24 protein-coding genes and 1 pseudogene are annotated in these 22,787 nt (G+C 64.9%); 10 read left to right on the forward strand and 15 right to left on the reverse strand.

Annotated elements, in window-relative coordinates:
• The first annotated feature begins 162 nt into the window (after window positions 1-162).
• Window positions 163-1,320 carry a CaiB/BaiF CoA transferase family protein gene (locus tag ACIA03_RS07890; protein ID WP_396980937.1) on the forward strand — a complete coding sequence of 386 codons (1,158 nt, stop codon included), beginning with the start codon at window positions 163-165 and terminating at the stop codon, window positions 1,318-1,320.
• Window positions 1,321-1,384: 64 nt separating this feature from the next.
• Here ACIA03_RS07890 and ACIA03_RS07895 read toward each other — a convergent pair whose 3' ends face one another.
• Window positions 1,385-2,287, reverse strand: a complete 903-nt coding sequence (locus ACIA03_RS07895) for a TIGR03619 family F420-dependent LLM class oxidoreductase (protein ID WP_396980939.1) — start codon at window positions 2,285-2,287, stop codon at window positions 1,385-1,387.
• A 231-nt stretch (window positions 2,288-2,518) separates the two neighbouring features.
• On the opposite strand from ACIA03_RS07895, the gene ACIA03_RS07900 reads away from it, so the two are divergent.
• Window positions 2,519-3,697 (forward strand): flavin reductase family protein, encoded by a 1,179-nt coding sequence (locus ACIA03_RS07900; protein ID WP_396980941.1) that lies wholly within the window; start codon window positions 2,519-2,521, stop codon window positions 3,695-3,697.
• A gap of 23 nt (window positions 3,698-3,720) precedes the next feature.
• Here ACIA03_RS07900 and ACIA03_RS07905 read toward each other — a convergent pair whose 3' ends face one another.
• Window positions 3,721-4,230, reverse strand: coding sequence for an HtaA domain-containing protein (locus ACIA03_RS07905; RefSeq protein ID WP_396980943.1), 510 nt, complete (start codon window positions 4,228-4,230; stop codon window positions 3,721-3,723).
• Window positions 4,227-4,652 (reverse strand): nuclear transport factor 2 family protein, encoded by a 426-nt coding sequence (locus ACIA03_RS07910; protein ID WP_396980945.1) that lies wholly within the window; start codon window positions 4,650-4,652, stop codon window positions 4,227-4,229. The genes ACIA03_RS07905 and ACIA03_RS07910 overlap by 4 nt, the downstream gene beginning before the upstream one ends.
• An 87-nt stretch (window positions 4,653-4,739) precedes the next feature.
• Between ACIA03_RS07910 and ACIA03_RS07915 the strand changes: the two genes are divergently transcribed.
• Window positions 4,740-5,819, forward strand: a complete 1,080-nt coding sequence (locus ACIA03_RS07915) for an LLM class flavin-dependent oxidoreductase (protein WP_396980947.1) — start codon at window positions 4,740-4,742, stop codon at window positions 5,817-5,819.
• 41 nt (window positions 5,820-5,860) lie between these two features.
• Window positions 5,861-6,199: a Dabb family protein gene (locus tag ACIA03_RS07920; protein ID WP_396980949.1), complete on the forward strand. Its 339-nt coding sequence runs from the start codon at window positions 5,861-5,863 to the stop codon at window positions 6,197-6,199.
• Window positions 6,200-6,269: 70 nt separating this feature from the next.
• On the opposite strand, the gene ACIA03_RS07925 is transcribed toward ACIA03_RS07920, so the two are convergent.
• A complete protein-coding gene (locus tag ACIA03_RS07925) occupies window positions 6,270-7,070 on the reverse strand; it encodes a hypothetical protein (RefSeq protein ID WP_396980951.1) in 801 nt (266 codons plus the stop codon).
• Window positions 7,071-7,113: 43 nt separating this feature from the next.
• A complete protein-coding gene (locus ACIA03_RS07930) occupies window positions 7,114-7,971 on the reverse strand; it encodes an NAD(P)-dependent oxidoreductase (protein WP_396980953.1) in 858 nt (285 codons plus the stop codon).
• A gap of 204 nt (window positions 7,972-8,175) precedes the next feature.
• Between ACIA03_RS07930 and ACIA03_RS07935 the strand changes: the two genes are divergently transcribed.
• The 3 genes and pseudogenes from ACIA03_RS07935 to ACIA03_RS07945 form a co-directional block, all read left to right on the forward strand.
• Window positions 8,176-9,063 carry a LuxR C-terminal-related transcriptional regulator gene (locus tag ACIA03_RS07935; protein WP_396980955.1) on the forward strand — a complete coding sequence of 296 codons (888 nt, stop codon included), beginning with the start codon at window positions 8,176-8,178 and terminating at the stop codon, window positions 9,061-9,063.
• 73 nt (window positions 9,064-9,136) lie between these two features.
• Window positions 9,137-9,622, forward strand: a complete 486-nt coding sequence (locus tag ACIA03_RS07940) for a cupin domain-containing protein (RefSeq protein WP_396980957.1) — start codon at window positions 9,137-9,139, stop codon at window positions 9,620-9,622.
• Between the two features lie 260 nt (window positions 9,623-9,882).
• Window positions 9,883-10,113 (forward strand): annotated as a pseudogene (locus tag ACIA03_RS07945) (IS1380 family transposase); the annotation flags it as partial.
• 40 nt (window positions 10,114-10,153) lie between these two features.
• Here the strand turns inward: ACIA03_RS07945 and ACIA03_RS07950 are convergent.
• Window positions 10,154-10,489: a hypothetical protein gene (locus tag ACIA03_RS07950; protein WP_396980959.1), complete on the reverse strand. Its 336-nt coding sequence runs from the start codon at window positions 10,487-10,489 to the stop codon at window positions 10,154-10,156.
• A 109-nt stretch (window positions 10,490-10,598) separates the two neighbouring features.
• Between ACIA03_RS07950 and ACIA03_RS07955 the strand changes: the two genes are divergently transcribed.
• Entirely contained in the window at window positions 10,599-11,354 is a 756-nt protein-coding gene (locus tag ACIA03_RS07955) for an HpcH/HpaI aldolase/citrate lyase family protein (RefSeq protein ID WP_396980961.1), read from the forward strand.
• A complete protein-coding gene (locus ACIA03_RS07960) occupies window positions 11,351-12,211 on the forward strand; it encodes a hypothetical protein (RefSeq protein WP_396980963.1) in 861 nt (286 codons plus the stop codon). Before ACIA03_RS07955 ends, ACIA03_RS07960 begins: the two co-directional genes overlap by 4 nt.
• Window positions 12,212-12,296: 85 nt before the next feature.
• Here ACIA03_RS07960 and ACIA03_RS07965 read toward each other — a convergent pair whose 3' ends face one another.
• The 8 genes from ACIA03_RS07965 to ACIA03_RS08000 all read right to left on the reverse strand — a co-directional run bounded on the left by ACIA03_RS07965 (window position 12,297) and on the right by ACIA03_RS08000 (window position 20,138).
• Window positions 12,297-13,106, reverse strand: a complete 810-nt coding sequence (locus ACIA03_RS07965) for a FadR/GntR family transcriptional regulator (RefSeq protein ID WP_396980965.1) — start codon at window positions 13,104-13,106, stop codon at window positions 12,297-12,299.
• 119 nt (window positions 13,107-13,225) lie between these two features.
• Window positions 13,226-14,503: an NAD(P)/FAD-dependent oxidoreductase gene (locus ACIA03_RS07970; RefSeq protein WP_396980967.1), complete on the reverse strand. Its 1,278-nt coding sequence runs from the start codon at window positions 14,501-14,503 to the stop codon at window positions 13,226-13,228.
• A gap of 9 nt (window positions 14,504-14,512) precedes the next feature.
• A complete protein-coding gene (locus ACIA03_RS07975) occupies window positions 14,513-14,779 on the reverse strand; it encodes a 2Fe-2S iron-sulfur cluster-binding protein (protein WP_396980969.1) in 267 nt (88 codons plus the stop codon).
• A 56-nt stretch (window positions 14,780-14,835) separates the two neighbouring features.
• Complete coding sequence (locus ACIA03_RS07980; protein ID WP_396980971.1) at window positions 14,836-16,092, reverse strand: cytochrome P450; 1,257 nt, start codon at window positions 16,090-16,092, stop codon at window positions 14,836-14,838.
• An 88-nt stretch (window positions 16,093-16,180) separates the two neighbouring features.
• Entirely contained in the window at window positions 16,181-16,720 is a 540-nt protein-coding gene (locus tag ACIA03_RS07985) for a nuclear transport factor 2 family protein (RefSeq protein WP_396980973.1), read from the reverse strand.
• A gap of 55 nt (window positions 16,721-16,775) precedes the next feature.
• Entirely contained in the window at window positions 16,776-17,828 is a 1,053-nt protein-coding gene (locus ACIA03_RS07990) for a zinc-binding dehydrogenase (RefSeq protein WP_396980975.1), read from the reverse strand.
• An 88-nt stretch (window positions 17,829-17,916) separates the two neighbouring features.
• Window positions 17,917-19,449, reverse strand: a complete 1,533-nt coding sequence (locus ACIA03_RS07995) for a TRAP transporter large permease (protein WP_396980977.1) — start codon at window positions 19,447-19,449, stop codon at window positions 17,917-17,919.
• Window positions 19,446-20,138, reverse strand: a complete 693-nt coding sequence (locus tag ACIA03_RS08000; RefSeq protein WP_396980979.1) for a TRAP transporter small permease subunit — start codon at window positions 20,136-20,138, stop codon at window positions 19,446-19,448. Before ACIA03_RS08000 ends, ACIA03_RS07995 begins: the two co-directional genes overlap by 4 nt.
• Before the next feature lie 286 nt (window positions 20,139-20,424).
• On the opposite strand from ACIA03_RS08000, the gene dctP reads away from it, so the two are divergent.
• Complete coding sequence (gene dctP / locus ACIA03_RS08005) at window positions 20,425-21,651, forward strand: TRAP transporter substrate-binding protein DctP (protein WP_396980981.1); 1,227 nt, start codon at window positions 20,425-20,427, stop codon at window positions 21,649-21,651.
• Window positions 21,652-21,734: 83 nt separating this feature from the next.
• On the opposite strand, the gene ACIA03_RS08010 is transcribed toward dctP, so the two are convergent.
• Window positions 21,735-22,787: an LLM class flavin-dependent oxidoreductase gene (locus ACIA03_RS08010; protein WP_396980983.1), complete on the reverse strand. Its 1,053-nt coding sequence runs from the start codon at window positions 22,785-22,787 to the stop codon at window positions 21,735-21,737.

The following is a 22,787-nucleotide window of genomic DNA, read 5'->3' on the forward strand; positions in this document are numbered from 1 at the left end:
AGGGGCGTTCTCGACGCTCAGTACTACTCGAGCTCGCCCAGCAGCTGGTGGCCGATCACGCGTCTGATGGGACCACGCTCCGGGAGCGCCTCGGCGGTCAGCCGCTCGACTGACGCACTGAAGCGACGGCACCACCCCGACAAGAATTGGAGCAACGAGAACGTGACGAGTAACAGCAAGGGACCGCTGGACGGAGTTCGAGTCGTCGAGTTCGCTGGCCAGGGGCCAGCGCCCTACGCTGCGATGGTGCTGGCCGATCTCGGCGCCGACGTCATCCGCATCGACCGGCCGGCCACGGGTGACGAGATCACCATGGACCCGCGTTTCAACCTCCTGAACCGTGGCAAACGGTCGATCGCTCTTGACCTCCGCACCGGCGGCGGCAAGGAAGTGGCAGCGGAGGTGATCCGCCGAAGCGACATTCTGATCGAGGGCTTCCGCCCCGGCGTCATGGAACGCCTCGGCTTCGGACCCGATGACGCACTGGAGCTCAACCCACGCCTCGTCTATGGACGGATGACCGGCTGGGGCCAGACAGGCCCGTATCGGATGGCGGCGGGCCACGACATCTCCTACATTGCCGTCACGGGAGCCCTTCACGCGATCGGAGACGACCGCGGCCCCCAGATCCCTCTCAACCTGATCGGCGATTTCGGCGGAGGCGGCACCTTTCTCGTGATCGGGGTGCTCGCGGCCCTCCGCGAGTCGCAACTGACCGCGAAGGGACAGGTGGTGGACGTGGCGATCGTGGACGGCGCCAGCCACCTGACCTCCGTCGTACAGGCGCTCGGCAATGCGGGCCGGTGGACGGACCAGCGCTCTTCGAACCTGCTGGATGGCGGCTGCCCGTTCTATACCGTCTACGAAACCTCCGACGGCCGTCATGTCTCGGTCGGCGCTCTCGAGCCGAAGTTCTTCGCAGGGCTGATCCGCGGTCTGAATGTCGACTTTCCGGTCGCGTCGCAGTACGACCGATCACGTTGGCCTCAGCTCTACGCACTCATCGCCGGGCGTGTCGCGGAGCGGACCCAAGAAGAGTGGATGAAGAAGTTCGACGGGACCGACGCCTGTGTCGCGCCCATACTCTCCCTTCGCGAGGCACCCGCCGATCCGCACGTGAAGGAGCGCGGCAGCCTGATCGAGACACCGGACGGCATCCAGCCCGGCGTCGTACCACGTATGTCGAACCACGACCTGGCGCCCCCCGAACTGCTGACGTCACCGGCCCCCGGCGAGCACACGAGCGATGTCCTGGCCGAGCTGGGTATGGACGCCGACACTCTGCTGGAATCCGGGGCTGCGGCCACAGCGACTCCCTGAGCGCTGGGGTCTCCGGCTGGGCATGGCGCCGTCCAGCATCGCTTGCTCGCCCAATGTCACGTCCTCACCCTGTCGTCGGCTCGGTGGTCGGGGCAAGACGCTCCAGCAGGTCCAGCCACTCCCCTCGGCTGGTGATGCTGGTGTCGAAGTTCGTATCGATGATGACGCCTTCGATGCCCCGCTCCCTCACGTCTGCGACGACGTCCTTCACTCCCTTCACGCCGAGCTTGACGCCGGCGGTCGTCTCCGTCGCGATGCGATAGACCATGCCTAGGGGGTCCATCCCGTCGGGTCGCCACTCGTTCATGCGCGCCAGGCTCGCCTCGGCCTCGTCAAGAGACGTTGACGGTCCACCCGGGTTCCACAGGTCGAAGTGCCGGGCGGTCCGGCGCAACCCGGCTTCCGACCACATTCCCGACATGAGCGGGATCGATCGAACCGGCTTGGGCCGCATGATGCCTTCAGGAACGTCGAAAAACGGGCCTGAGTGTGACACGGGGTCCTCTCCCCAGCACGCGCGGAGAGCCATCGCGAAGTCGTCCATGCGCTCGCCGCGCGTACGCGGGTTGGTGCCTGCTGCTCGGTGCTCCTCGTCCGACCAGCCGAGGCCGAAGCCAGCAATGAGCCGGCCTCCGGAAAGGTGGTCGAGGGTCGCCAGTCGGTTCGCGAGAGGTGCGGGCTGGTGGTAGCCAGCGACGAGAATGCTGGTGCCAATTCCCATGCCGGGCGCCCAGGCGGTCACTGCCGACAACAGCTCGATCGGCGAGTACACGGTCTCGTACACACTTCGCTGAGCACCCCCGGACCGCTCCGGGTACTTGGATCCATCTCCGGAGGCGAACAGGAAGTGCTCCTGCGCCCACAGCGAGTCGAAGCCCAACCGTTGGGCGGAGCGCGAGAACTCCTCGATGACCTCGATGTCCGCAATGTCTCCCAGTTGCGGAAGGGCGAGCCCGACGAACGTCATGCCGCCTCCACCCCCACGAGGACGGCTTGAGACATATCTCCTCCTTGTTGGCTCCGACACTGGATCTGTGCGGACCGCCCGCTGCCATCGAGCTGTCCGCGAAGCGCTTCACCTGACTGCCTTAACATCTTAATCTTTCATAATCTATGTTGTACAGTGGGCCGCCTGGAACCCGAGTGAGTCGGGTGAGGGCAGATGCCCGCAGCCGGCCCGACAGGAGGAGCAATCGCAGTGACGACCGAGGCACAGAATCGTCAGATCACATCCAGGTACTACCGTGACGTGCTGGGGCATTTCCCGACCGGAGTGGCGGTTGTCACCGCGATCGGGGGCAATGGGTCACCGACCGGCATGGCAGTGGGATCGTTCACGTCCGTGTCGATCGATCCACCGCTCGTTGCCTTCCTGCCCGATCGTGGCTCGTCAACCTTTCCCGGCATCCGGGATGCCGGAAGGTTCTGCGTCAACGTTCTGGCGGGCGGCCACGAAGAGCTGTGCCGCACGTTCGCAACCAAGGGAGCCGACCGCTTCGACGGAGTCGAGTGGCGGCCCGCGGAACACACGGGCTCGCCCATCCTCGACGGCGCGGTTGCGTGGATCGATTGCGAGCTCGGCGACATCCACGAAGCCGGCGACCACCTGATCGTCATCGGCAAGGTCCTGGACCTCGAGGTTCAGACCCCGACCCTGCCCCTACTGTTCTTCCAGGGCGGGTACGGCACGTTCGCGCCGCGCTCGCTCGTTCTCGCGGCTCGGGGCCGACTCACCGAGCCCGTGCGCATGGCCGACGCGGCACGCGAGGACATCGAGCGGCTCGCCGCTGATGTCGGCCTGGAATGCCGGGTGATCGCCAAGGACGACGATCACCTGGTGATCGTGGCCACGGCCGGTCACGCGGACGGGATCGACCCGGTCGGGGCGGTGCTGCCGTTCTTCCCGCCCTTCGGCAGCACGATCGCGGCATGGGGGTCCGAGGAGATCCGCCAGGAGTGGTACGACTCCTACCCGGTGGATCTTGCGAAGGAGGACCTCGCGTCATTCAACCGTGCACTGGAAGGCATCCAGGCTCGCGGCTGGACGGTGACGTTCCAGAGCGAGGGAGGCAGCGAGGCGGAGGCGATCGTCGAGGCCATGGCGGAGTACGGACGCACGCCGAGCCTTGAGCGGAAGTTTGTCGACGCCGGTCGCCTGATGAATGGCTTGGACGACCCGGCCCGGCTGGATGAGCAGACTGCGAGCACCGTCCGTACCATCACCGCTCCGGTCATCGGGGCGAACGGGCCGCTCTTGCACCTGACGCTCTACAACTTCCCGAAGGACGCGAGCCTGGGGTTCATCGAGCGGGCGAGAGATGCGCTCGTTGCGACCTCCCGGAAGCTCACCGAGCGGTTCGGTGGATCCCTCGACTGATCTGAGCCTTCGGCGGCCGAGAACTAGTGCGGACGTGCAAGGCGGATCTCGAGGTGATCGAACATCGTCCCCGGGGGATACACGTCATCGAAGAGATGTGTGGCAGCGGCGCGAAGCCGGGTATTGAAGGCGAAGGCGACGACGTCGTCGCCTCGGGTCACCTCCATGAGACGGACGTCCGCCAGCTCGGTGGGCGTGCCGTTTGCCATCACCGAGACGGTGCCCGAACCAGCACACAGGGCAACGGTCGGACGGGCCAGCGTCAGATCGATGAGTCCGCCGTGGCCATGGAAGGTGATCTCGCCTTCGGCGCTTATCGAGCCCATGACCGCCTCCACGTCGAAGTCCGAATGGGCGATTGGGAAGTAGAACCGACCGTCGGCTAGGTAGCCGGCACCAGCAGCGGCGTGCTCCACCCCGAGGGCCGTACGCAGATAGCGACGGAAGCTCACCTTCAAGGCCCACGCCATGCCGTCAGACTCGACGCTGGTCTGCGGTTCGGAGGCAGGCCCGGCATCGCTATCCCGTGTCATCGGATCGCCTTCAGCGCGGCAGCGGCACGCTGCGGATCGGCGTACAACCGCAGTCGGCTGAGCCGGGTCCCCTCTACCGTGAAGACTCCGATGTAGTCCTGCTTGTACACCGTGCCCGTCTCGCCGATGATGCTGCGTCCCGAGAACTCCACTACGACGTGCTCGGCGGACTCGTCCACGATCACGCTGTGGATGGTGAACTGCAGGTCCTTCCGCTTGGTGATCATCGCCCGGTAATCGGCGACGATCGCCTCGCGTCCGTCAAGGGCAGGCGGCGACACCGGAGAGTGGAACGGGAGTTCGTTGACCGCATCCGGCGTCCACAGGTCCGCAAATGCCTCGAAGTCCTTGGCCTCGAGCGCGACGTGAAATCCGAGAGCGACCTCGGCCGACGGAGCCAGATCGCTCGGCGCGCCGATCACTGCCCCGCCTCGGGACCACCGACACGAGGCTTGCCCCGTCGATGGCTGATCTCTACTATCATAGCAACGATTAAAGCATAACGCGGCGTGGCCCCAGCCCGATTCCCGGTATGGCACGGTCGCTCGCGCGCCGCCTGGCGCCAGGAGGGAAGGCACAACATGGTCAAGTTCGCCAGTGAGCTCCTCCAGATCCCTGGTCCCGAAAACGTCTATCCGGACGTCCTGCAGCGTGGATTGCTGCTCGAGGAGCTCGGGTTCGATATCGGCATGGTGGGACAGCACCGGTTCGTCCAAGGGAACCCGTCGGCGGTGTTCACGCTCCTTGCCGCGGTTGCGGCGCGTACGGACCGGATCATGCTGGGGCCCGGCATCCTGGTGCTCCCCGCCTACCATCCGCTCGACGTCGCCGAGGGGATCGCGACGCTCGACCAGATCTCGAACGGACGGGCCTTCCTCGGCGTCGGTTCCGGCTACCGCGAGCTCGAGCTCCAGGCAACCGGCCTGGAGCCCGCAGACCGCGGGAGCCTGACACGGGAGGCGCTCGAGGTGCTCAACACGGTCTGGGACAACGAGCTCGCGAGCTATCACGGGAAGCACTTCTCATTCGAGGGCGTGTCGGTTGCACCGCGCACTGTGCAGGATCGGCCGCTGATCATCGTCGGCACCAAGGGGAAGATCGGGTCGCGCCGCGCGGGCAGGCTTGCCGACGGCATCATCGGTGGCCTGGTCCAGAGCATCGACGAGTACCGGCCTGCGATCGACTACTACACCGAAGCGGCAGCGAATGCAGGCCGAAAGAGCAGGCTTTGGCTCCAGCGGAGCGTGTGCATCGCGCGCAATCGCGATGAGCTCGAGACCGAATGGCTTCCTGGGTTCTTGGAGAACCGCCGCGGCAAGCTCGCCCTCGGACCGGGACTGGCCGCCTCGGCCGTCGATTTCGCGATCCTGGAAGGTCGCACGCCGAGCCTCGAGGAAGCCGCGAACGGATACGCCCTGGTGGGCACTGCCGATGAGGTGATCCAACAGATCAAGGAGCTCCAGGAGAGCGTCGACGTCGACACGCTCGTCGTCAACCATCACTGGTCGACCGGCGACAACGCCCGGATCGAGCGACAGCTGCGGCTGTTCGCTGACGAAGTCATGCCGGCTTTCCGACGAGCCCAGTAAGCGGCAATGTCAGCAACTGCGACAGGCAATGGAGGAAGTACATGATCCGTCACTGTTCCTTGTGGAAGTTCCACGACGACGTCTCCGACGATCTCGTGGACGAGATCACCAGGGAGATCTACGCGGCCGTCGCCGAGATCCCATACGTGCGGAACGCGGCGTGCGGCCGGAACATCGGTTACCTGCCCGCCAACTACAACCTTGCCATGAACCTGGACTTCGACGACCTCGACGGTTACCGCGCCTACGTGGCGCACGACCGCCACATGGCGCTGTATCGCCAGTATCTGGAGCCGCACACGGAGTCGCGGGTGGCGGTGCAGTTCGATCTCGGACCGCAGAGCTCCGACACCGTCCAGGGCACACCCTCCACGATATGACGTGACCCCGTCGCCCTGACCAGGCTTGCGGGCTGGGCCTCTCATCCGACATCGGACCGCGCGGCAGGTGCTACGTAGTCGGACTGGTCATCTCGCTCGAAACCTCATATCGCGGCAGTTTGATGCAGCGGTACAGGTTGTAGCCGGACACGCACGTCACAGCGAGGCCACCGAGGATGTACCACGGCTGGTGGAAGTACTGCGACACCGCCCAGTACCAGCTCAGCCCAGGAAGCCACGACACAGTGCAGGCGGCCGTGATGACGACCTGCAGTCCTATCGAGTTGTATTGCCGCGTTCCGGTCTCCGCCGAGCGGGAGTCCCAGAACCGCCACGTCCACAGGGCGTACACGTAGTTGGTGAACGGGTAGATGATCCAGATGGCTGCATTGCCCATTCCTCCGATCATGGACAACGCGTACATGTTGACGAAGAAGGAAACAACGAAGGTGCCCAACGCGTAGAACCAGGCCTTGTTCTCGCTGAGCTGCCCCCTGACAAGGGTCCCCCAGTCCATATGGCGGGCTTGGTGGTTCTTGACTCCCGCGTAGATGAACCTCGCCTCCATGACCATCCAGATGGGAAGGGCGATGCTCTGAACGACGAAGAACCAGAAGAAGTCATGCGCAAAGGCGAGGCTCACGAACGTGATGGTGCCGATGAGGTCAATCGAGATCATGTAGCAGTGGATCCAGATGGGGTAGGGCTCCACACCTTGGCGCTTCGCCACCTTGCCGGCGTGCGTGTACAGCAGGAATCCGGTGAGCCACGCAAGCAACCAGGTGGCGATCACGTGGATATTGTCGGTGCGCCACGTCATGGCACCCATCAGCTGTTCGGGTATGTCGTTCAGGTACTGCATGTATTCCATGGCTCAGGTTCCTTCGGTAGTCGCAGGGCATGAACGCGGATGACTAAGACTTGGCACGGCCGCTGGAACGCAACTGTTCGAGGCGGCGGTGAGCGGTGTCGACTGCGGTGGCGAGGATGGAGCTCGTGAGGGGCATCTCGATGCCGATGCTCGACGCGGCCTCGAGCGCCTCGCGGGTCTGATTCGCTTGTACGCCCCGCCCCGTGAGCAGCAGTTCATCGAACATCTCCCAGTTCGCCAACACCCACGAACCACCGCTGCCTTCGTTGATGGCATCAATGAGTGATTCCTCGCTGATCCCGAACGCCTGAGCGAGGTCGAGGAGTTCGATCGCCACGTTCCGGCTGGCCTGCATCAGCGTGTTGTTGATCAGCTTCGTCACCTCGCCCGCACCCGGTCCACCGAGATGGATCACCGGGTCGCCGATGACCTCGAGGACCGGTCGGCACCGCGCGAACGCTTCAGCATCGCCTCCGGCGAGGACGGTCAATGTTCCTCCGGCCCGGTCTGCCATGTTTCCGCTGACGGGGGCATCGATGAGGTGGACGCCCCTTTCCCGTGCTGTTGCGGCGACAGTCTCGATCGTCGCCGGCAGCACCGTCGACTGCACGATCACCGCTTTGCCTGCGGACAAGCCGACGAGGACTCCGTCGGTACCAAGTACGACATCGAGGACCTGCTGATCGTCCCAGACGCACAACGCCACGACGTCCGTCTGCTCTGCGAGCTCACGAGCCGAGCCTGCAGCAGCGGCGCCTTCGGCAAGGAGCGAATCCACGGCCGACGACGACAAGTCGAAGACGGTGAGGTCGACTCCCTCCCGTGCGAGGTGCATTGCGATCGGACCGCCCATGTTTCCCAGCCCGATGTATCCGACTCGGTCCGTGATGAGATGTTCCATCTCCCGCTCCTCTGGTGTCGCCGCGCTGGGCAGCGGACTCTGGCCGTCTGGGATCGATATCTCGATCGCGACGCGCGATCTGAACCGATCTATATTATCATTTAACAGTTACAGCCGCTGGCGCCAGGCCCGCTGGTGCTCCTACAACGGGCTAGAAGGTGCCTACCTTCACCGAGCAGCACCACAACGCACACAAGGATGGTCATGAGCGCCAACCGCGCATCGGCCGAAGAACCACACACTGACAAGCGGGGGTTTCCGGATTTGCGCTACGAGCCGTTCCAGCCACCGGCCGCCTACGAGCAGTGGCGCGAAGAGGCCGCGGTGACGAAGGTCGGCCTGCACAGCGACCAGCAGGCCTCGGTCGAGGCGGCCGCGGTCATCCGGGAAGTCGCCGAAGAGATCGTGACGGAGACGATGCGGCGATTCTCTCAGGAGTTCCCCGGCTCTGCCGCGAACAGCCTTCCCGAGGCCGACTACCGCAGCTGGGTCGCTTCGGAGGTCGAGTCCCTGGCCGGGATCGTCGAGGAGGGCATACCGGACCCGACGCAGCACCGGCGGCTCTTCGGCGACATGGTCACCCAGGCGAGCCCGCTGACCACTCAGATCGTGAACTTCGTCGAGAGCCGGATCATGCTGGCAGAGGTCGTCCTCGCATGCGTGTGGCGGCGCGCAGCGTCCGACCCCGCACGTGTCGCGCAGATCCTGGACCGCATCGAGAGAGAGGTTCTCTCCGTCATAAGGTGCAACCTCTCGACGTTCTCCGAGGAATCCCTCGTGCCCGGTGCCCTGCAGCGCACGATCGATCGGTCGATCCGCGCCGCAGCCGTAGAGGAGACGGCACCATCCGCGCCCGCGCTCTCGGCCCGGGAGCTGGAGATCCTCGAGCTCGTTGCCCACGGACTGCGGAACCGCGATATCGCCGAGCAGCTCTTCCTGTCCGAGAACACTGTCAAGCACTACATCACCGCGCTGCTCGCCAAGTTCGACGTCACCAACCGCGCAAGCCTGGTCTCCCGGGCGCTGTCCGCCGGCATCGTCCGCATGGAGCACACGGTAGGCACCTTTCGGCGGGCACAGGGCACCATCTGACCTGGTGTGGCGGTCGCCACAGGCCGAGTATGGGACGACTCCAGAGCCCAGCCGAGAAGGTGGCGTAAGGAACATGGCAGAGCGAATCATCACGACCGACGACGCCGACGGGCGGTCTCGCCTCGAATCGCGCAACGAGCTTACGGCCGACAACAGCATCCCCATCGCGGCGGTGTGGAACCTGTGGCGGGTCGCGCCCAACGAGTCGATACCTGGCCCAGTGACTCCGCCCGGACCCCTGCCCGACATCGGCCACATCGCGCCGGGTGAGGTCCTGGTGTTCAAGTTCACCTTCCCGGCGCACACGGAAGTGACTGAGGCCCGCGGGGTCATCGACTTCACCGACCAGCGGCCCGGGTTCCACTCGACTGACTCGATCGACGTGCAGACTCTGCTCGAGGGCGAACTGGTTCTACTGCTCGATGAGGAGGAGACCACCATCCGCACGGGTGACACCGTCGTGCTGCGCGGGCAGTCACACGCGTGGGAGAACCGTTCCGACAGCCCCGCTACGCTCCTTGTCACCCTCGTGGGCTCGCGCCGCGAGGGCGCTGTGTGATAGCGAAACGTCAGAGCGGCCAAGGGGTCGGGACGCGGGTGCAGCCGCTGGTCCGGCGCTGGTCCTGGCGGAGTCTGCGGGCCTACGGGATCTGGCCGACGGTCACCTCTCCGTGCCCACGGACAAGGGCGCGAACGCCGGGCTGAAGGTCGCGGGAGTGGCCGCGGGCGCGGACTCGATCGATGACATGGCGATATTGCGGCATCGCGGGATGGGCCGGGTGTTCACGAACGCGGGGGATCTCCCGGGCCGAGGTCGCCGACACCGTCGGGGTCGACAAGACCCACCGTGGCTACGCGATCATCGAGCAGGTCCGCGCCGACCTGAAGGACTCCGCGCTGGCGCACCTACCGTTCGGGAAGTTCAACGCCAACGCCGCCTGGCTGGTGCTCGCGGTGATGACGTTCAACATCGCCCGCGCCGCCGGCACGCTGAGCAGCCCCGAGTTCGGCCGGGCGACCACCGGCACGATCCGCCGCATGACCACGCAGCAGCGAGAGCAGCGCGCGCGTCCCCAACGGCGTCGGGCCGTCAGACCCGCTGCCAATCACCGATCTCGTCGTAGACGACAACATCCTGCTCGGCGGCCTTGGCAGGGCTGATGTCCATCCCATCGTCGCGAACGGCCTTCATGAGGTTCTTCAGAGCGACGTCAGGGTCACCCTCGATCTCGTAAAGCGCCAGGTACTCGAACTCCTGAGTCTCGTCCTTACCACCCGGAAACTGTGCCGTCGACCGCCGGTAGCGGCGAGCCGCTACGAAGCCGGGAACGTCGAGTACGTCAGGAAGGTGCTGACGGTCGTACCAATCATTGAACTCGTCCTCACGGCCGGCAACGGCGTTGGTCTTGATGACGAACAGGGGCATGCTCGGTTCAACCTCTCTGACTGGGCTCGAATCCTTCTAGATGTGTTATCTACTTAAAGATTAGAATGTACTATGTTCATAAGTCCAACGCCGCAGCGAAGGAGATGACGTGTTCACAGGAGCTCGTGCCCGGTTCGTCGAACTGAACGATCGCGGGGAGCAGGCAATCGGCGTCTGGGCCACCTCGGCCGACCCGTCCACCACTGCGATCTTCGGTGAGGTCGGTTACGACTTCGTGCTCATCGATGGCGAGCACGGTGCTCTCGGCATCCGCGACATCCTCGGGCACATTCGCGCGGCACAGGCAACGGGCACCGTCGCAGTGGTTCGCATCCTGCGCGCAGACCCGTCCCTGGTCCAGCAGGTCGCCGACCTCGGGGCGGACGCCATCCTGGTCCCCAAGATCGAAACGGCCGAGCAGGCCGCGGCGTGCTTCGCGGCAACCCAGTACCGTCCAGGCGGCCGCGGCTTCTGCCCGATGGTTCCCGCGGCGGGCTGGACCAACGGCGCGTGGGCCGAGCACGCCGACCGAGCCAACCGCGAGCTGCTCTTCATTCCCCTGATCGAGACGCTCGCCGGGGTCGAGAACTTCGAGCGCATCGTCAAGACAGAAGGCGTCGACTTCGCGTTCTACGGCCTGGGGGATCTCGCCCAGGACATGGGAACCGATATGGCCACTGGCCGTGACCGTCTGATCGAGATCTGGCAGGACCTCCACGACAAGGCCGACAGGCACGGAGTGAGGCTCGGCGCGCCCGGCGGATTCGGGTTCGACGGCACCTCCTTCGTGACCATCGGAGGCGATCTCAACTTCGTCCGCTCCACCAGTGCGGAACATCTGGCGAACGCCCGAGGTGCGCGATGACTCTCAGCGAGAGTGCCGACACTCCCCCGGACTCGTTCGGCCCGGTGGAGGTCCGTGTGGGCGCGATGCTGCTCAACATCGCCGATCCGGAACCCGGCTGGGGACGGGAGTACAACCGCTGGTACGAGGACGACCACTTCTTCCATGGCGCGATGATGGCTCCGTGGGTGTTTGCCGGACGCCGTTGGGTGGCGCCAGCGACTCTTCGCGGCCTGCAGTACTCGCGGACAGGAGGAGTGTTCGACCCGCCAGGATCCGGGCGATACGCCGGGACCTACTGGATCGCCCCCGACCACCTGAACGACTATCTGGCGTGGTCGGGAGTGGTTGGCCCACAGATGGCTCGCGAGGGGCGCTCGTTCTCCCGACGCCAGCTCGTCTTCACCACCTTTGCGGAGCACCGCGCCTCGGTCTACCGGGACGAACGGGTTCCGCAGGACGTGTTCGCGTTGATGGACCCCCCTGGCGGACTCGTCGTTCAACTGATCGACGTGCCCCAGGCTGAGGACCGAGACGACACCATCGAGTGGCTCTCATCTGAATACCTGCCCAGCCGGCTCGCCATGACTGAAGGAAGTGCGCGACTCGCCATGGTCTTCCAAGGCGCAGCCGAGACGCCGACAATGCGGCCGGCGCTCCGCGACCTCCAGGAATCCGCAAACAACGGAGGGCGGCGGATCGTGCTCCTCTGGTTTCTCGATGACCACCCGACAGTCGGGTGGGGCACTCAATTCGCAGCCCAGGCTGCGCTTCTCGATGCATCCGGGCGAGCGGTTCTCGAATGGATGACGGCGTTCATCCCATCCCACATGGGGACCGACGACTACCTGGGCGAACTCGATCCGAGTAACCCGTAGCTACTACATACGCACATCAATAGTACGTAGGCACGTGCTCGGGCGACGGCATCCTCCCTGAACGGCAAGCGGAGCCGAGAGGCTGCTACTTCAGGCCGCGGAATCCTCGCATGGCCGTTGCCGACGACGCGTCGATGGTGCGATCTCCGCAGAACTGCAGCACGCGCGGCTGGGTCGCGGCCAGGTGTTCGGTGGCGATCTTGCCGACCTTGTTCCTGTCACCTCGGGCGACTAGCCGCGTGATGGCACGATGCGCCTTGAGGACGGCCTTCTGCTGCTCGATGTCGGGATAACGACCTTCGCCTTCCATGGCGTCCGCCCAGGCCTGCTCCTGGATCGTCCAGACCGCGACCAGGCTGCGCACGACGAGCCGCAGCGTCTGATTCGCGGCAAGGTCGACGAACACGTCGTGGAAGGTTCTCGAGACCTCGGTGAAGTGGGCACCGTCACCAAGCGCGTCCTCTGACGCCTCGATGTTCTTCTCGAGCGCCGGAACCACCGTCTCGAGCCGGTCCTCCCGCTCGGCACAGGACTCCGCACAACGCGGCTCCAGCTCTCTGATCGCCATCGCCAGGTCGTGCACGCGCACACTCTGACCCTGCATCGCAAGGCCAAGCGCGTACGCGGCGGACGACCAGTTGGGCGGATGAATGTACGCGCCACCCACCTTCCCCCGGCGCACGGTGATGAGACCCTCGGCCTCGAGGATCCTGAGTGCCTCACGCAACGAGGGTCCGCTCACGCCGTACTCGAGGATCAGATCATCCTGCTTAGGCAGGGGTCCCTCGGGATATGTGCCGCGAAGGATCCGCTGACGAAGGTCCGCGGCGATGGACTCGGCGACTCGCGACGACTGAATTCGAACTGGTGGCTGCGGCCGGTTCACCTGGGTCATGATCCGATTCCCTCCGAGAGCCGGTCAGGCTCGCCTATGTGTGCTTATAACTAACTATACTTTACACGAAAGGAATCGGATGCCCTTCACGGCCGACTCACCGATCTCTGCGACAATTCTCACTGAGCAACTCGGTCTGCCGCCAACTCAGAACGAGCGTGGCCCGACGCCGACGAAGCGAAGATCGCTTTGAACGGCTCCTCGGGGTCGGCGAGGCGCGACCGGTCAGCTGGTGCCGTACGTCCGAGGATCCTCTTGGCTTGCGCGTAGTCCCGCACATTGTTGACACAATCGACCGCCGCAACGGCGCCACTCCGGAGGTACACCACGCTGAACTTGCCGCTGGTGGCATCGCCGCGCACCACGGTTTCGTCGTAACCGGCCAATACGCCCACTGTCTGAAGGCGGTCGTCGTACTGATGCGACCAGAACCACGGAACAGCGCCGTAGGTTTTCGGATCACCCAGGATCGCGCTCGCGACGAGCTTGGCCTGATCGTTGGCGTTCTGCACGGATTCGAGACGTATTCGTTGGGAAGCGGCGAACTCTGACACGAAGCTTGCGCAGTCCCCGAGGGCATAGACATCGTGAAGCGTGGTTCGGCAGTAGTCGTCGACATGAACGCCGTTCCCAACCTCCGCGCCAGCCTGCTCGAGCGGCCCGACGTTCGGAATCAGTCCGATCCCTACGATGACCAGATCGGCTTCGAGCACGCGACCGGACGCCAACCTGACGCCGGTGACCTGACCGTTCGCCCCTGCCATTTCCGTCACGGTCTCGCCGAGGAGCACATCGACACCCTCGCGAGCATGTCGCGCCTGGATATAGCTGGAAATCTCGTCACCCGTAACTCGCATGAGCAGACGGTCGAGCGTCTCCACCACGGTGACCTCGACACCCTTCAACCGAAGTGAAGCCGCGGCCTCCAGCCCTATGTAGCCACCGCCGACGATGACGGCGCGACGCGCTCCGTCGAGGCTCCGCTTCACGTGCTCGGCGTCGGCCAGCGTCCGGATCACGTGCACGCCGTGCAGGTCAGCGCCGGGCACAGTGAGGCGCCGTGCCTCGCCGCCAGCCGCCCACACCAACGTGCCGTAGCCGATGAGGCCGCCGTCCTCGAGCGCAACAGTGTGCGCCTGGCTGTCGACAGAGACGACGCGCGATCCAAGCATGCGCTCGATCCCGGAGGCTGCCCACCAGTCTTCACTCCGGAAGGCCAGATCAGCGGACAGCACGCCACCGGCCAGGTAGCCCTTGGTGAGCGGCGGCCGTTCGTACGGTGCGGCAACCTCGTCGCCGACCAGACCGACGGTGCCTTCGTACCCGCCGGCCACCAGCGCTGCCGCCAACTGCGAACCGCCGTGGCCGGCACCGACGATGAGTACGTCATACTTCATAGTCATCCACTAACCCGGGATACGGGCGACGAGCCCGTCGAGCTTGTCCTTGAACTTGATCTGACACCCGAGCCTGCTGGCCTCCGTGAAGTGGTCGTCGGCCTCGAGCAGGTCGGTCTCGTCCCCCACCGGCTGCCTCAGCTCTCCCGCCCAGTCGTCACCGATCCACACATGGCAGGTGGCACAGGACATCTCACCACCACACTCGCCCTCGATCCCGGGCACACCGGCCTGTACGGCGAGCTGCATGAGCGACTCACCCTCGCGAGCGTCCACGGAATGCTCCATGCCGCCTTGAGCCACGAACCGAACCTTTCCCATAGCAGTCTCCCTCAGACCGTTGCCGCAACGCGGGGGGTGTAGCGGACCTTGAACTCACTGAACCCGGCGACATTGTTGTCCGGGATCCAGGTCGGCTCGCCAACCGGCTCGAGGTCCGGGAACGCCGCCAGCACCTTGGGGAAGAAGGACGCTAGCTCCATGCGCGCGAGATACCTGCCGAGACACAGATGGATGCCCTCGCCGAAGCTCAGGTGAGGATTCGGGTCGCGGGAGATGTCGAAGGAATCAGGGTTCACGAAGGCGCGCTCGTCTCGATTCGCAGATGTCAGGGACGCGACGACCCAGTCCCCGGTACGGATCTCCTTGCCATGAAGGTCGATGTCCTCCATCGCGATCCGCAGCCGGCTGCGCGGCGGCGTAACCCAGCGTAGGACCTCCTCAGCAGCACTGTTGGCGAGCGACGGATCCTCGAGCAGGAGCCGTCGCTGGTCGGGGTTGTTCAAGAACAGCCACAGACCAACCGACGCGGCGTTGCGCGTTGTCTCCAGGCCGCCACCGATGAGAATCGTGAAGTAGCTGCGCATCTCATGGATGCTCAGCGGGTCACCGTCGACCTTCATCCCGCCGAGCACCGTCGCGAAGTCGTCTTGGGGCTCCTTGCGGCGCGCGAGCGCCAGCCTCTCGCAGTAGTCCAGCAGCGTCGAGTGGCCCTGACGGTGGGTCTTCAGGATGTCGCCGTCGATGGTGAACCGCGGGTCTGCCGGCGCCAGCCAGCGCCATGCAGCCTCGCGCAGCAACGGCCAGTCGTCCTCTGGCACGCCGAGCATCCGCAGGATCACCTTGACTGGCATCTCACCGGCGATGTTCTCGACGGCGTCACATTCGGATCGCTCGGCCACCTCGCCGATGATCTCGTCGACGATGCCTCCTACATCGGCCTTCAGCTTGTTCATCGCGGGAAGGCTGAAGTGCTTGTTGACCGGCTTGCGGTAGATGTCGTGGGTCGGCGGGTCGTTCCGGGCCATACTCACGTCGAAGCCCATCTCGAACCGCTCTTCTGGCGTGTAGCGCTTTGGCGTCTTCGGAACCCGGGTGTCCCAGCGCGAACTCAGCGCCTTCGGGTTCAGGAGGTAGTTTCGTACGTCCTCGTGCCGCGTGAGGAACCAGTAATGCTTGCCGTACTTGTCGTCCTCGACCCAGTGGACCGGATCCTTGTCGCGCAGCCACTTGAAGACCGAGAGGTGCTCAGTGGTCGTGTACCACTGCGGGTCTTGCAGCTTCTGATCGATCTCGTACCAGGCGGACATCCACACTCCTGCTGAAGGGTTGATCGCGTCGCGGGCCTTGACAGCCGCACGATTCACCCTACAGATAAATTCGCAATCTTGTCAATGATTATGTCTTAAACGGCCGATCGTCTATGGGCTTGACCAGTGGCTCATCGGCGGCGCCGTACGACGGGTCCGTGCGATCTTGGCAACCTTTCGCAAACCCGGCCTCCGCAGCATGCTCGGGGTTTGTGGGGACCGGAGGGCTGAACCATTCCATGACAGTGAGCCGCTCCAGAATCCGCCACTCACCATCCCGCCGCTCCAGACGATCGAGGTAGCGACCGGTGGCGTCGTAGCAGTTCCCGTCATGACGCAGGGATCGCTGCACGAAGTAGGTCTCGCATCTGGCCAAGTCACCGTCCAACTCGATGTGGCTCTGTCCCAGCGTGTGCTGGAGTGCGGCGAAGCGTTCGCGGACGACCGGGATCACCCAGGCGACGTACTCTTCGGGCCCGCCACGGAAGGCCCCGTGGTCGTCGACGGCATCCGCCCAATAGACACTCCGCACCAGCTCGGCATCCGCCCTGTCGATGCCCCTGCAGTACCGGGCCTGCAGCTGTCTGATCTCAGCAAGACTCGAGAGCTCTTCTAAGGAATGGGACATGCTTTCTCCTCACCGATGCGATGGATTCATTGAAAGTGACAGCCGAAGGGTCGACTCAGGCCATCGGGTCCAGCGCGACCTTGATGGGACGTGCAGCCGATTTGTATGCCGCGGTCCGGATCGCTTCGGGAACCTTGTCCAGCGGAAACACGTGCGTGACCCATTCGCCGACGTCGATGCCTTCGGCCGCCAGGCGGCGAGCGAGCCCGAATGCCTCCGACACGGTGTTTGGGTGGGAGATGCGTCCCTTGACCGTGATCTCCTTCCACATCAGCGTTCGCCAGTCGAACGGCCGCACCGAAGGGTTCGGTGACGCCACGCTGACGATGGTCCCCAGGGCGCGCACGACGCACATGGCAAGGTCCTTCCCACCGGGTGAACCGGAAACCTCGATGACGGCATCGACGGGGCCGTGCGCGGCCACGATCTCGTCGGCCGCGTGTTGGAGCAGATCGGGGGTGTCCGTCCTCGACGTCACGTACGTAGCCGCGCCCATGGTCTCGGCGGTGCGGAGGCGTTCGACATCGGTCTCCAAGCCGACGAGCGTGACGCACCGACCTAGGGCGACAGCCGCCAATGCACAGCTGAGCCCCTGCGGACCGGGGCCGATGACGACCACGTGCGTGGCCTTCCGAACCCCCGCCTCGCGGACCCAGCGTAGCCCGTTTGCGAGCGGCGAGCACGCGATGAGAGCCGTGCGGTCCGAGAGGACATCCGGCACCCGGTAGACCAGCGCCTCGGGTGGCACGAAGACATGGGACGCGTAACCACCCCACAAGTGCGGTGGGTTGCCGGCCGACAGCGTGCCGTAGCCGTTCTGGAGCCCGCGCCGCTCGCAGAGGTAGTACTGCCCTTGTTGGCAGGTGTGACAGCCTTCCTCGCATGGCCATCTGGCCTCGACGACAACCCGATCACCCAGCACGAGCCCGCGCCGCTCCGCTGCCGACGCTCCCACTGCAACGACGCGGCCGACGATCTCGTCGCCGAAGATGACCGGCACCCTGGCATTGAGATACTCGTGGTGACCGCTGAACATCGCCAGCTCGGACCCATCCACGCCACACAGCACGACCTCGAGCAAGAGGTCCGCAGGCCCGATCTCCGGCACCGGAAACGTCTCCAGGTCTATTTTCTCTGGGCCGCGGTACACCGCCGCCCGCGCGCGTATCGGGATCGGCCTTCGGCGCATCCGTGGCCTACTTCGCCGATGACACGTCTGGCAACCAGGTCGCCAGTTCCGGCCACACGATGAGCGCTACGAGGAAGACCACGCAGGCACCGATGAACGGCGTGACCCCCTTGAACACGTCCCCGATGGTGAGCTTGACGCCCATCCCCTTCGTGCTGGCCTGTCCGAGGGCGAGAACGACGAAGTTGAGCACACCCAGCGGTGGCGCTACCAGATCGATCTCAGCGAGCACGATGAGGAACACCCCGAACCAGATGAGGTTGACATCGAGCGCCACTAGTGGGCCGATGAACACCGGGATGGTGAGCAGCATCATACCCAGCGTATCCAGGAAGAACCCGAGGACGAGATAGACGGGAATCAGGATCAGGAGGAACGTCAGCCTGGTGAGGTTCATGCCGACGACTCCGTCGGCCACCCATTCAGCGAGCCCGCTGAGCGTCATCACACGCGTCAGCAGGTTCACCCCGATAAGCAGCAGAAAGACTGCTGCGACCGCGGAGGTGGCTTCGATGAGCGATGTCGAGAGGAACTTCGCCAGGACGCGGTGCGTCTTGACGGGCTCGCCGTTGGCCCGCGCGCGTCGCGCTTTGACGATCAGCGCTGCCAGGCCGAGTACCACCGTCACGGCCGCGCCACACGCACCCGCCTCTGTCGCAGTGAACACGCCAACGTAGATGCCACCTATGACCACGGACACGATGATGAGCATCGGGATCAGGTTGACCAGGGATGCCAAGCGCTCCCTCAACGGGTACGACGCACCGCGTGGTGCCGCGTCCGGACTGATCATCGCCCAGGCGAGGATCACCACGGTGAACAGAACCGCCAGCGCAATTCCCGGTACGACGCCGGCGAGTAGCTGCGGACCGACAGGGGTCTCGGCTACGCCGGCGTAGATGACAAGCAGAACGCTCGGGGGGATGACCTGTCCGAGGGTTCCCGCCATCGCCACCGACCCGAGAGTGAGACTGGGCCGGTAACCGGACTTGATGAGCTCGGGGATGGCAACCCGTCCGATCGCGTAGGCGTTGCCGATCGAGCTACCGCTCGTGGCCGCCATCCCAGCGCCGGCGATGTTGGTGGAGACAGCGAGCCCCCCGGGCATCCAGCCCAGCCACTTCCTCGCCATGTCGTAGGCCCCCGACATCAGGCCGCTCTTGCCCAGCACGATGCCCATGAGCACGAACATCGGGATCACACTGAGCGACCATGAAGCGAAGGAGGAGAAGGCGATCTCTTGCAGGCTGCCTTCGAGCGCCCGTTGACCGGCGAGCAGGTAGAGCCCGGGGAACGAGGCAACCGTCATTGCAATAGCGATCGGGATCTTGAGCAGCATCAGGCTGATCATGAGGAAGATGACGAAGAACCCGACCAGGAGGGAGCTCGTCGGGACGACGAACGGGTAGACCAGGAAGAAGCAGGCTGCGGCAGCCGCGACGAGAATGCCCGCGGTGGAGCGTCGAGCGTTGCGCGAACGCCGCTCATCGGACGCAACAGGGGCTGGCGCCTGGCGGAGGTCGGTTTGAGTGACAGTCATCGCGGCCGAACCTCCAGCGAGACGGCGATCCTGCCGTCGACGTTGTCCAATAGGGGTTCCTCGTCCTCGATGGCGGATGCGACGTCGCCTTCGTCGGACGGCGTGAAGTCGGGTTCTGCGACCGCGCGCACGAGCTGCGCTATTGCTTGGAAGCCAAGCACGGCCAGGCCGACAACGACGACCCAGCGATATGGCCAGATGGGAAGCCAGTCGACACCCACCGAGCTCTCGTCGAACTGCTGGGCCATCTGCGCCTTCTGCGCCCCGAACTGCATGAGGAAGGCAGCCGTGCCTAGCGTGAAGGCCATCCCCAGCACCTCGAGGATCCGTTGGGTGCGCGGCCCGGCGGACCCGGTCAGCAGATTCACACGGATGTGGTCGCTGCGTAGCAACGCGTAGCCCAGTCCCAGCGCGATCACCGTCGGCATGTAGGCAAACTGCGTCAGGTCCAGCGTTCCATCCAAAGGGTTGTTGGACAACGTACGTCTCGTGACATCGGCGATCACCGTGCACATCATTGCCACAAGAACGACGCCTCCCACGGCTGCGCAGGCGATGCTCATGACGTCTATCACCTGCAGCACCCTCAGCCAACCGGGTCTTGCCTTGGTCTCGGCGGCGGTGGAGTGCGTCGCCAACTCGCGTGGTGCAGCTTCGGGACCGCTGTCCGGGCTCTGCTCGTCTGTCATCTGAACCTCATGTCGATCATCCGCCTACGGGAGACGTGACGGGCGTCACGACGTTAACACAACTCAGGTCCTGTATCTACAAAGGTTTATTAGATAAGCCAGTTGAGCCGCCGCCCCTCCCGACGGTGCCGACGAAGCCGCGGCGCCGCCCCTCAGATACCCAGGGAGAACTGCTTGACGCTCGACCCAGCAGGTCGTTATGTTATTAATCTTTATTAGTACTGGCCAATAGTCAGCCATCGCCACCTCATCGCGGCGAGTGGCCTGCCGCCCAAAGGAGAAGCAAGTGGCCCACATAACGAAGCCCCTGGCTGCGGTCATCGCAGGGCTCAGCGCCATCGCGGTACTCACCGCGTGTCAAGGGGGCGCCGCCCGAAACACCGGCGCCTCCATCGACGGCATGGAGCCGATCGAGCTCACCTTCAGCGACATCCAGGCTGATGCCTCCACCGCCGGAAGGTACCGAACCATGTGGATGGATCGCGTCACCGAGCTCACCAACCGGAAGGTGACGTTCAAGCTCCACGGCAACGGCACCCTGCACCCGGCAGACGAGGCATTGTCTGCCCTGCAGAGCGGCCTGACCGACGCCACGTTCATCAGCAACGGATACTTCCCCGACCAGCTGCCGATCTCGAACTGGGACGACAAGGTCGTTCAGGCGAACACAGTGGAACTCGGATATCCGGCTGTGAACATCGCCGGCATTCCGGCCATGGTGGAGCACTACGACCAGGGCGGAGCTGTCGCCAAAGAGACGGCGTCGCAGGGCTTCGTGCCGATGCTCCCGATGTTCAGCGGCCCCGCAGTTCTGCACTGCTCGGAGGCGTTCTCCGACCCCGCCGACCTGAAGGGCCGACAAGTCCGGGTCGCCAACGACGTAGCCAAGGGCGAGAACGCGGCACTCGGCATGACCGGTGTCTTCCTGGACCCGACCGAGCAGTACGAGGGGCTGCAGCGCGGCGTCATCGACTGCGCCGTCAACGCGGCGACCACGGTCCTTGGCCTCGGCCTCCTCGAGGTCGCGCCATACTCATCGTTCACCGAGAACGCACCGACATCCGGTGCCTACTACGCCGTGTCCAAGGAAGTCTGGGATTCCCTGCCCGACGACGTGCGCGACGCGATGATCCAGGCGCGCAACGAGGCCGTGGTCGAGTTCCTGAAGAACACCTTGGAAACGTACAAGCAGTACGCCGAGGCCGCCGAAGGGGCAGGGCACAAGCTGATCGATCCTGCGCCGCTGAACGAAGCGATCCGCGCCTGGCGCGACTCAACACAGGATGTCGCCTTGGCTGCCCCGTCCAATGTGTCCGCCCCGGAGGATGAGGTCAAGGCCGACGCCGCGATCGTGGAGGAGTGGAAGGGCTTCGTCGAGAACGAGCTCGGAGTTCCCGTCGGAACCCCTGAGTCCTTCGCCAAAGCGCTCGAGGCGTTCAACGCCGGAAGCGCCGTGGTCGAGGACTGGGACAAGCTTCTCGAGAAGCTGAACACAGAGACGACCATCGACTGAGACGATCCCGACCCAGCTCTGTCGGCCACGGTTCGATCAGGGGCGGACGTCCCGTCCGTCCCTGATCGAATCGCTCGCCCACCCTAAACGGTCAAGAGCTCCTTCACCCGCGGCAAGACCTCGTTGTTCAGCAGGTCTAGCGTGACCGCTCGTTGCACAGGGTCGTTGTCGATTCCCGGTGGCATGAGAAGCGCGTGACCGAATCCCAAGCTCGCCAGGTCGGCTACCCGCCGCGCACACGCCTGCGGATCACCGACCACCGCGAATCGGTCCACGAACTCGTCCGAAAGTCCCGCTGTCGCGGATGACCCCGAGTCGCCGTGGCGCGCCATGTCATAGGACCTTGCCACATCGACGACCACGGAACGATCACGCCCGGGGACATCTGCCCGGTCCTGACCGGACATGGCACTGAACCGGGCGTGCGATGCGACGAAACCCCTGATCAGGTCACGCGCGATCCGCTTGTCGGGATGCGGAGAGACCAGAATCACCGCCCCCATCGTCGGCCGCGCCTTGCCCGCGGCAAGCTCGGAAGCCAGCAGCGTCCGGCGTACGGCGGACAATCGGTCTAGCTCGGCGCCGACGGCGACCGTGAGTCGGTCGGCGTAGCGTGCGGCGATCGCGACGGTCCGCGGCCCGCTCCCGTACACGTCGATCGGCACGGGCGGAAGCTGCCGATCAATCCATCGCAGACCCGCTGTGTCTTCGTGCGCCGCTACGACCGCCGCAACTGACTCCACGGATGGCAGACGGACTGCGTGGCCGTGCAGGAGGTCGCGCAGCAACCGGAGCGCGGCGGTGAACTCCCGAGCGGTCGCGGGCGATTTGCCGACGTAGAACGCGGAAGAGTCTCCGCGACCGATGCCGAGCACCGCCCTTCCGCCGGACTGCGCCTGCAAGGTGGCCATCGCCGCTGCCGTCACACTGGGGTGGCGCGTCAACGGATTCGTGGTCGACGTGCTCAGCTTCAGGCGCGAGGTGGCCGAAGCGGCCGCGGCCAGCATGACGTAGGGGTCGGGCAGGTAGTACTGGGTGTCTGCAACAGCGACTCCGTCCCAACCCTCCGCCTCACGACTGGCCGCCAGCTCACTGACCCGGTCGGGTCGTTCCAGCAGGGTCGTCCACAGCTCCAC

The organism is Nocardioides sp. NPDC051685 (assembly GCF_044453405.1).
Lineage (GTDB): Bacteria > Actinomycetota > Actinomycetes > Propionibacteriales > Nocardioidaceae > Nocardioides.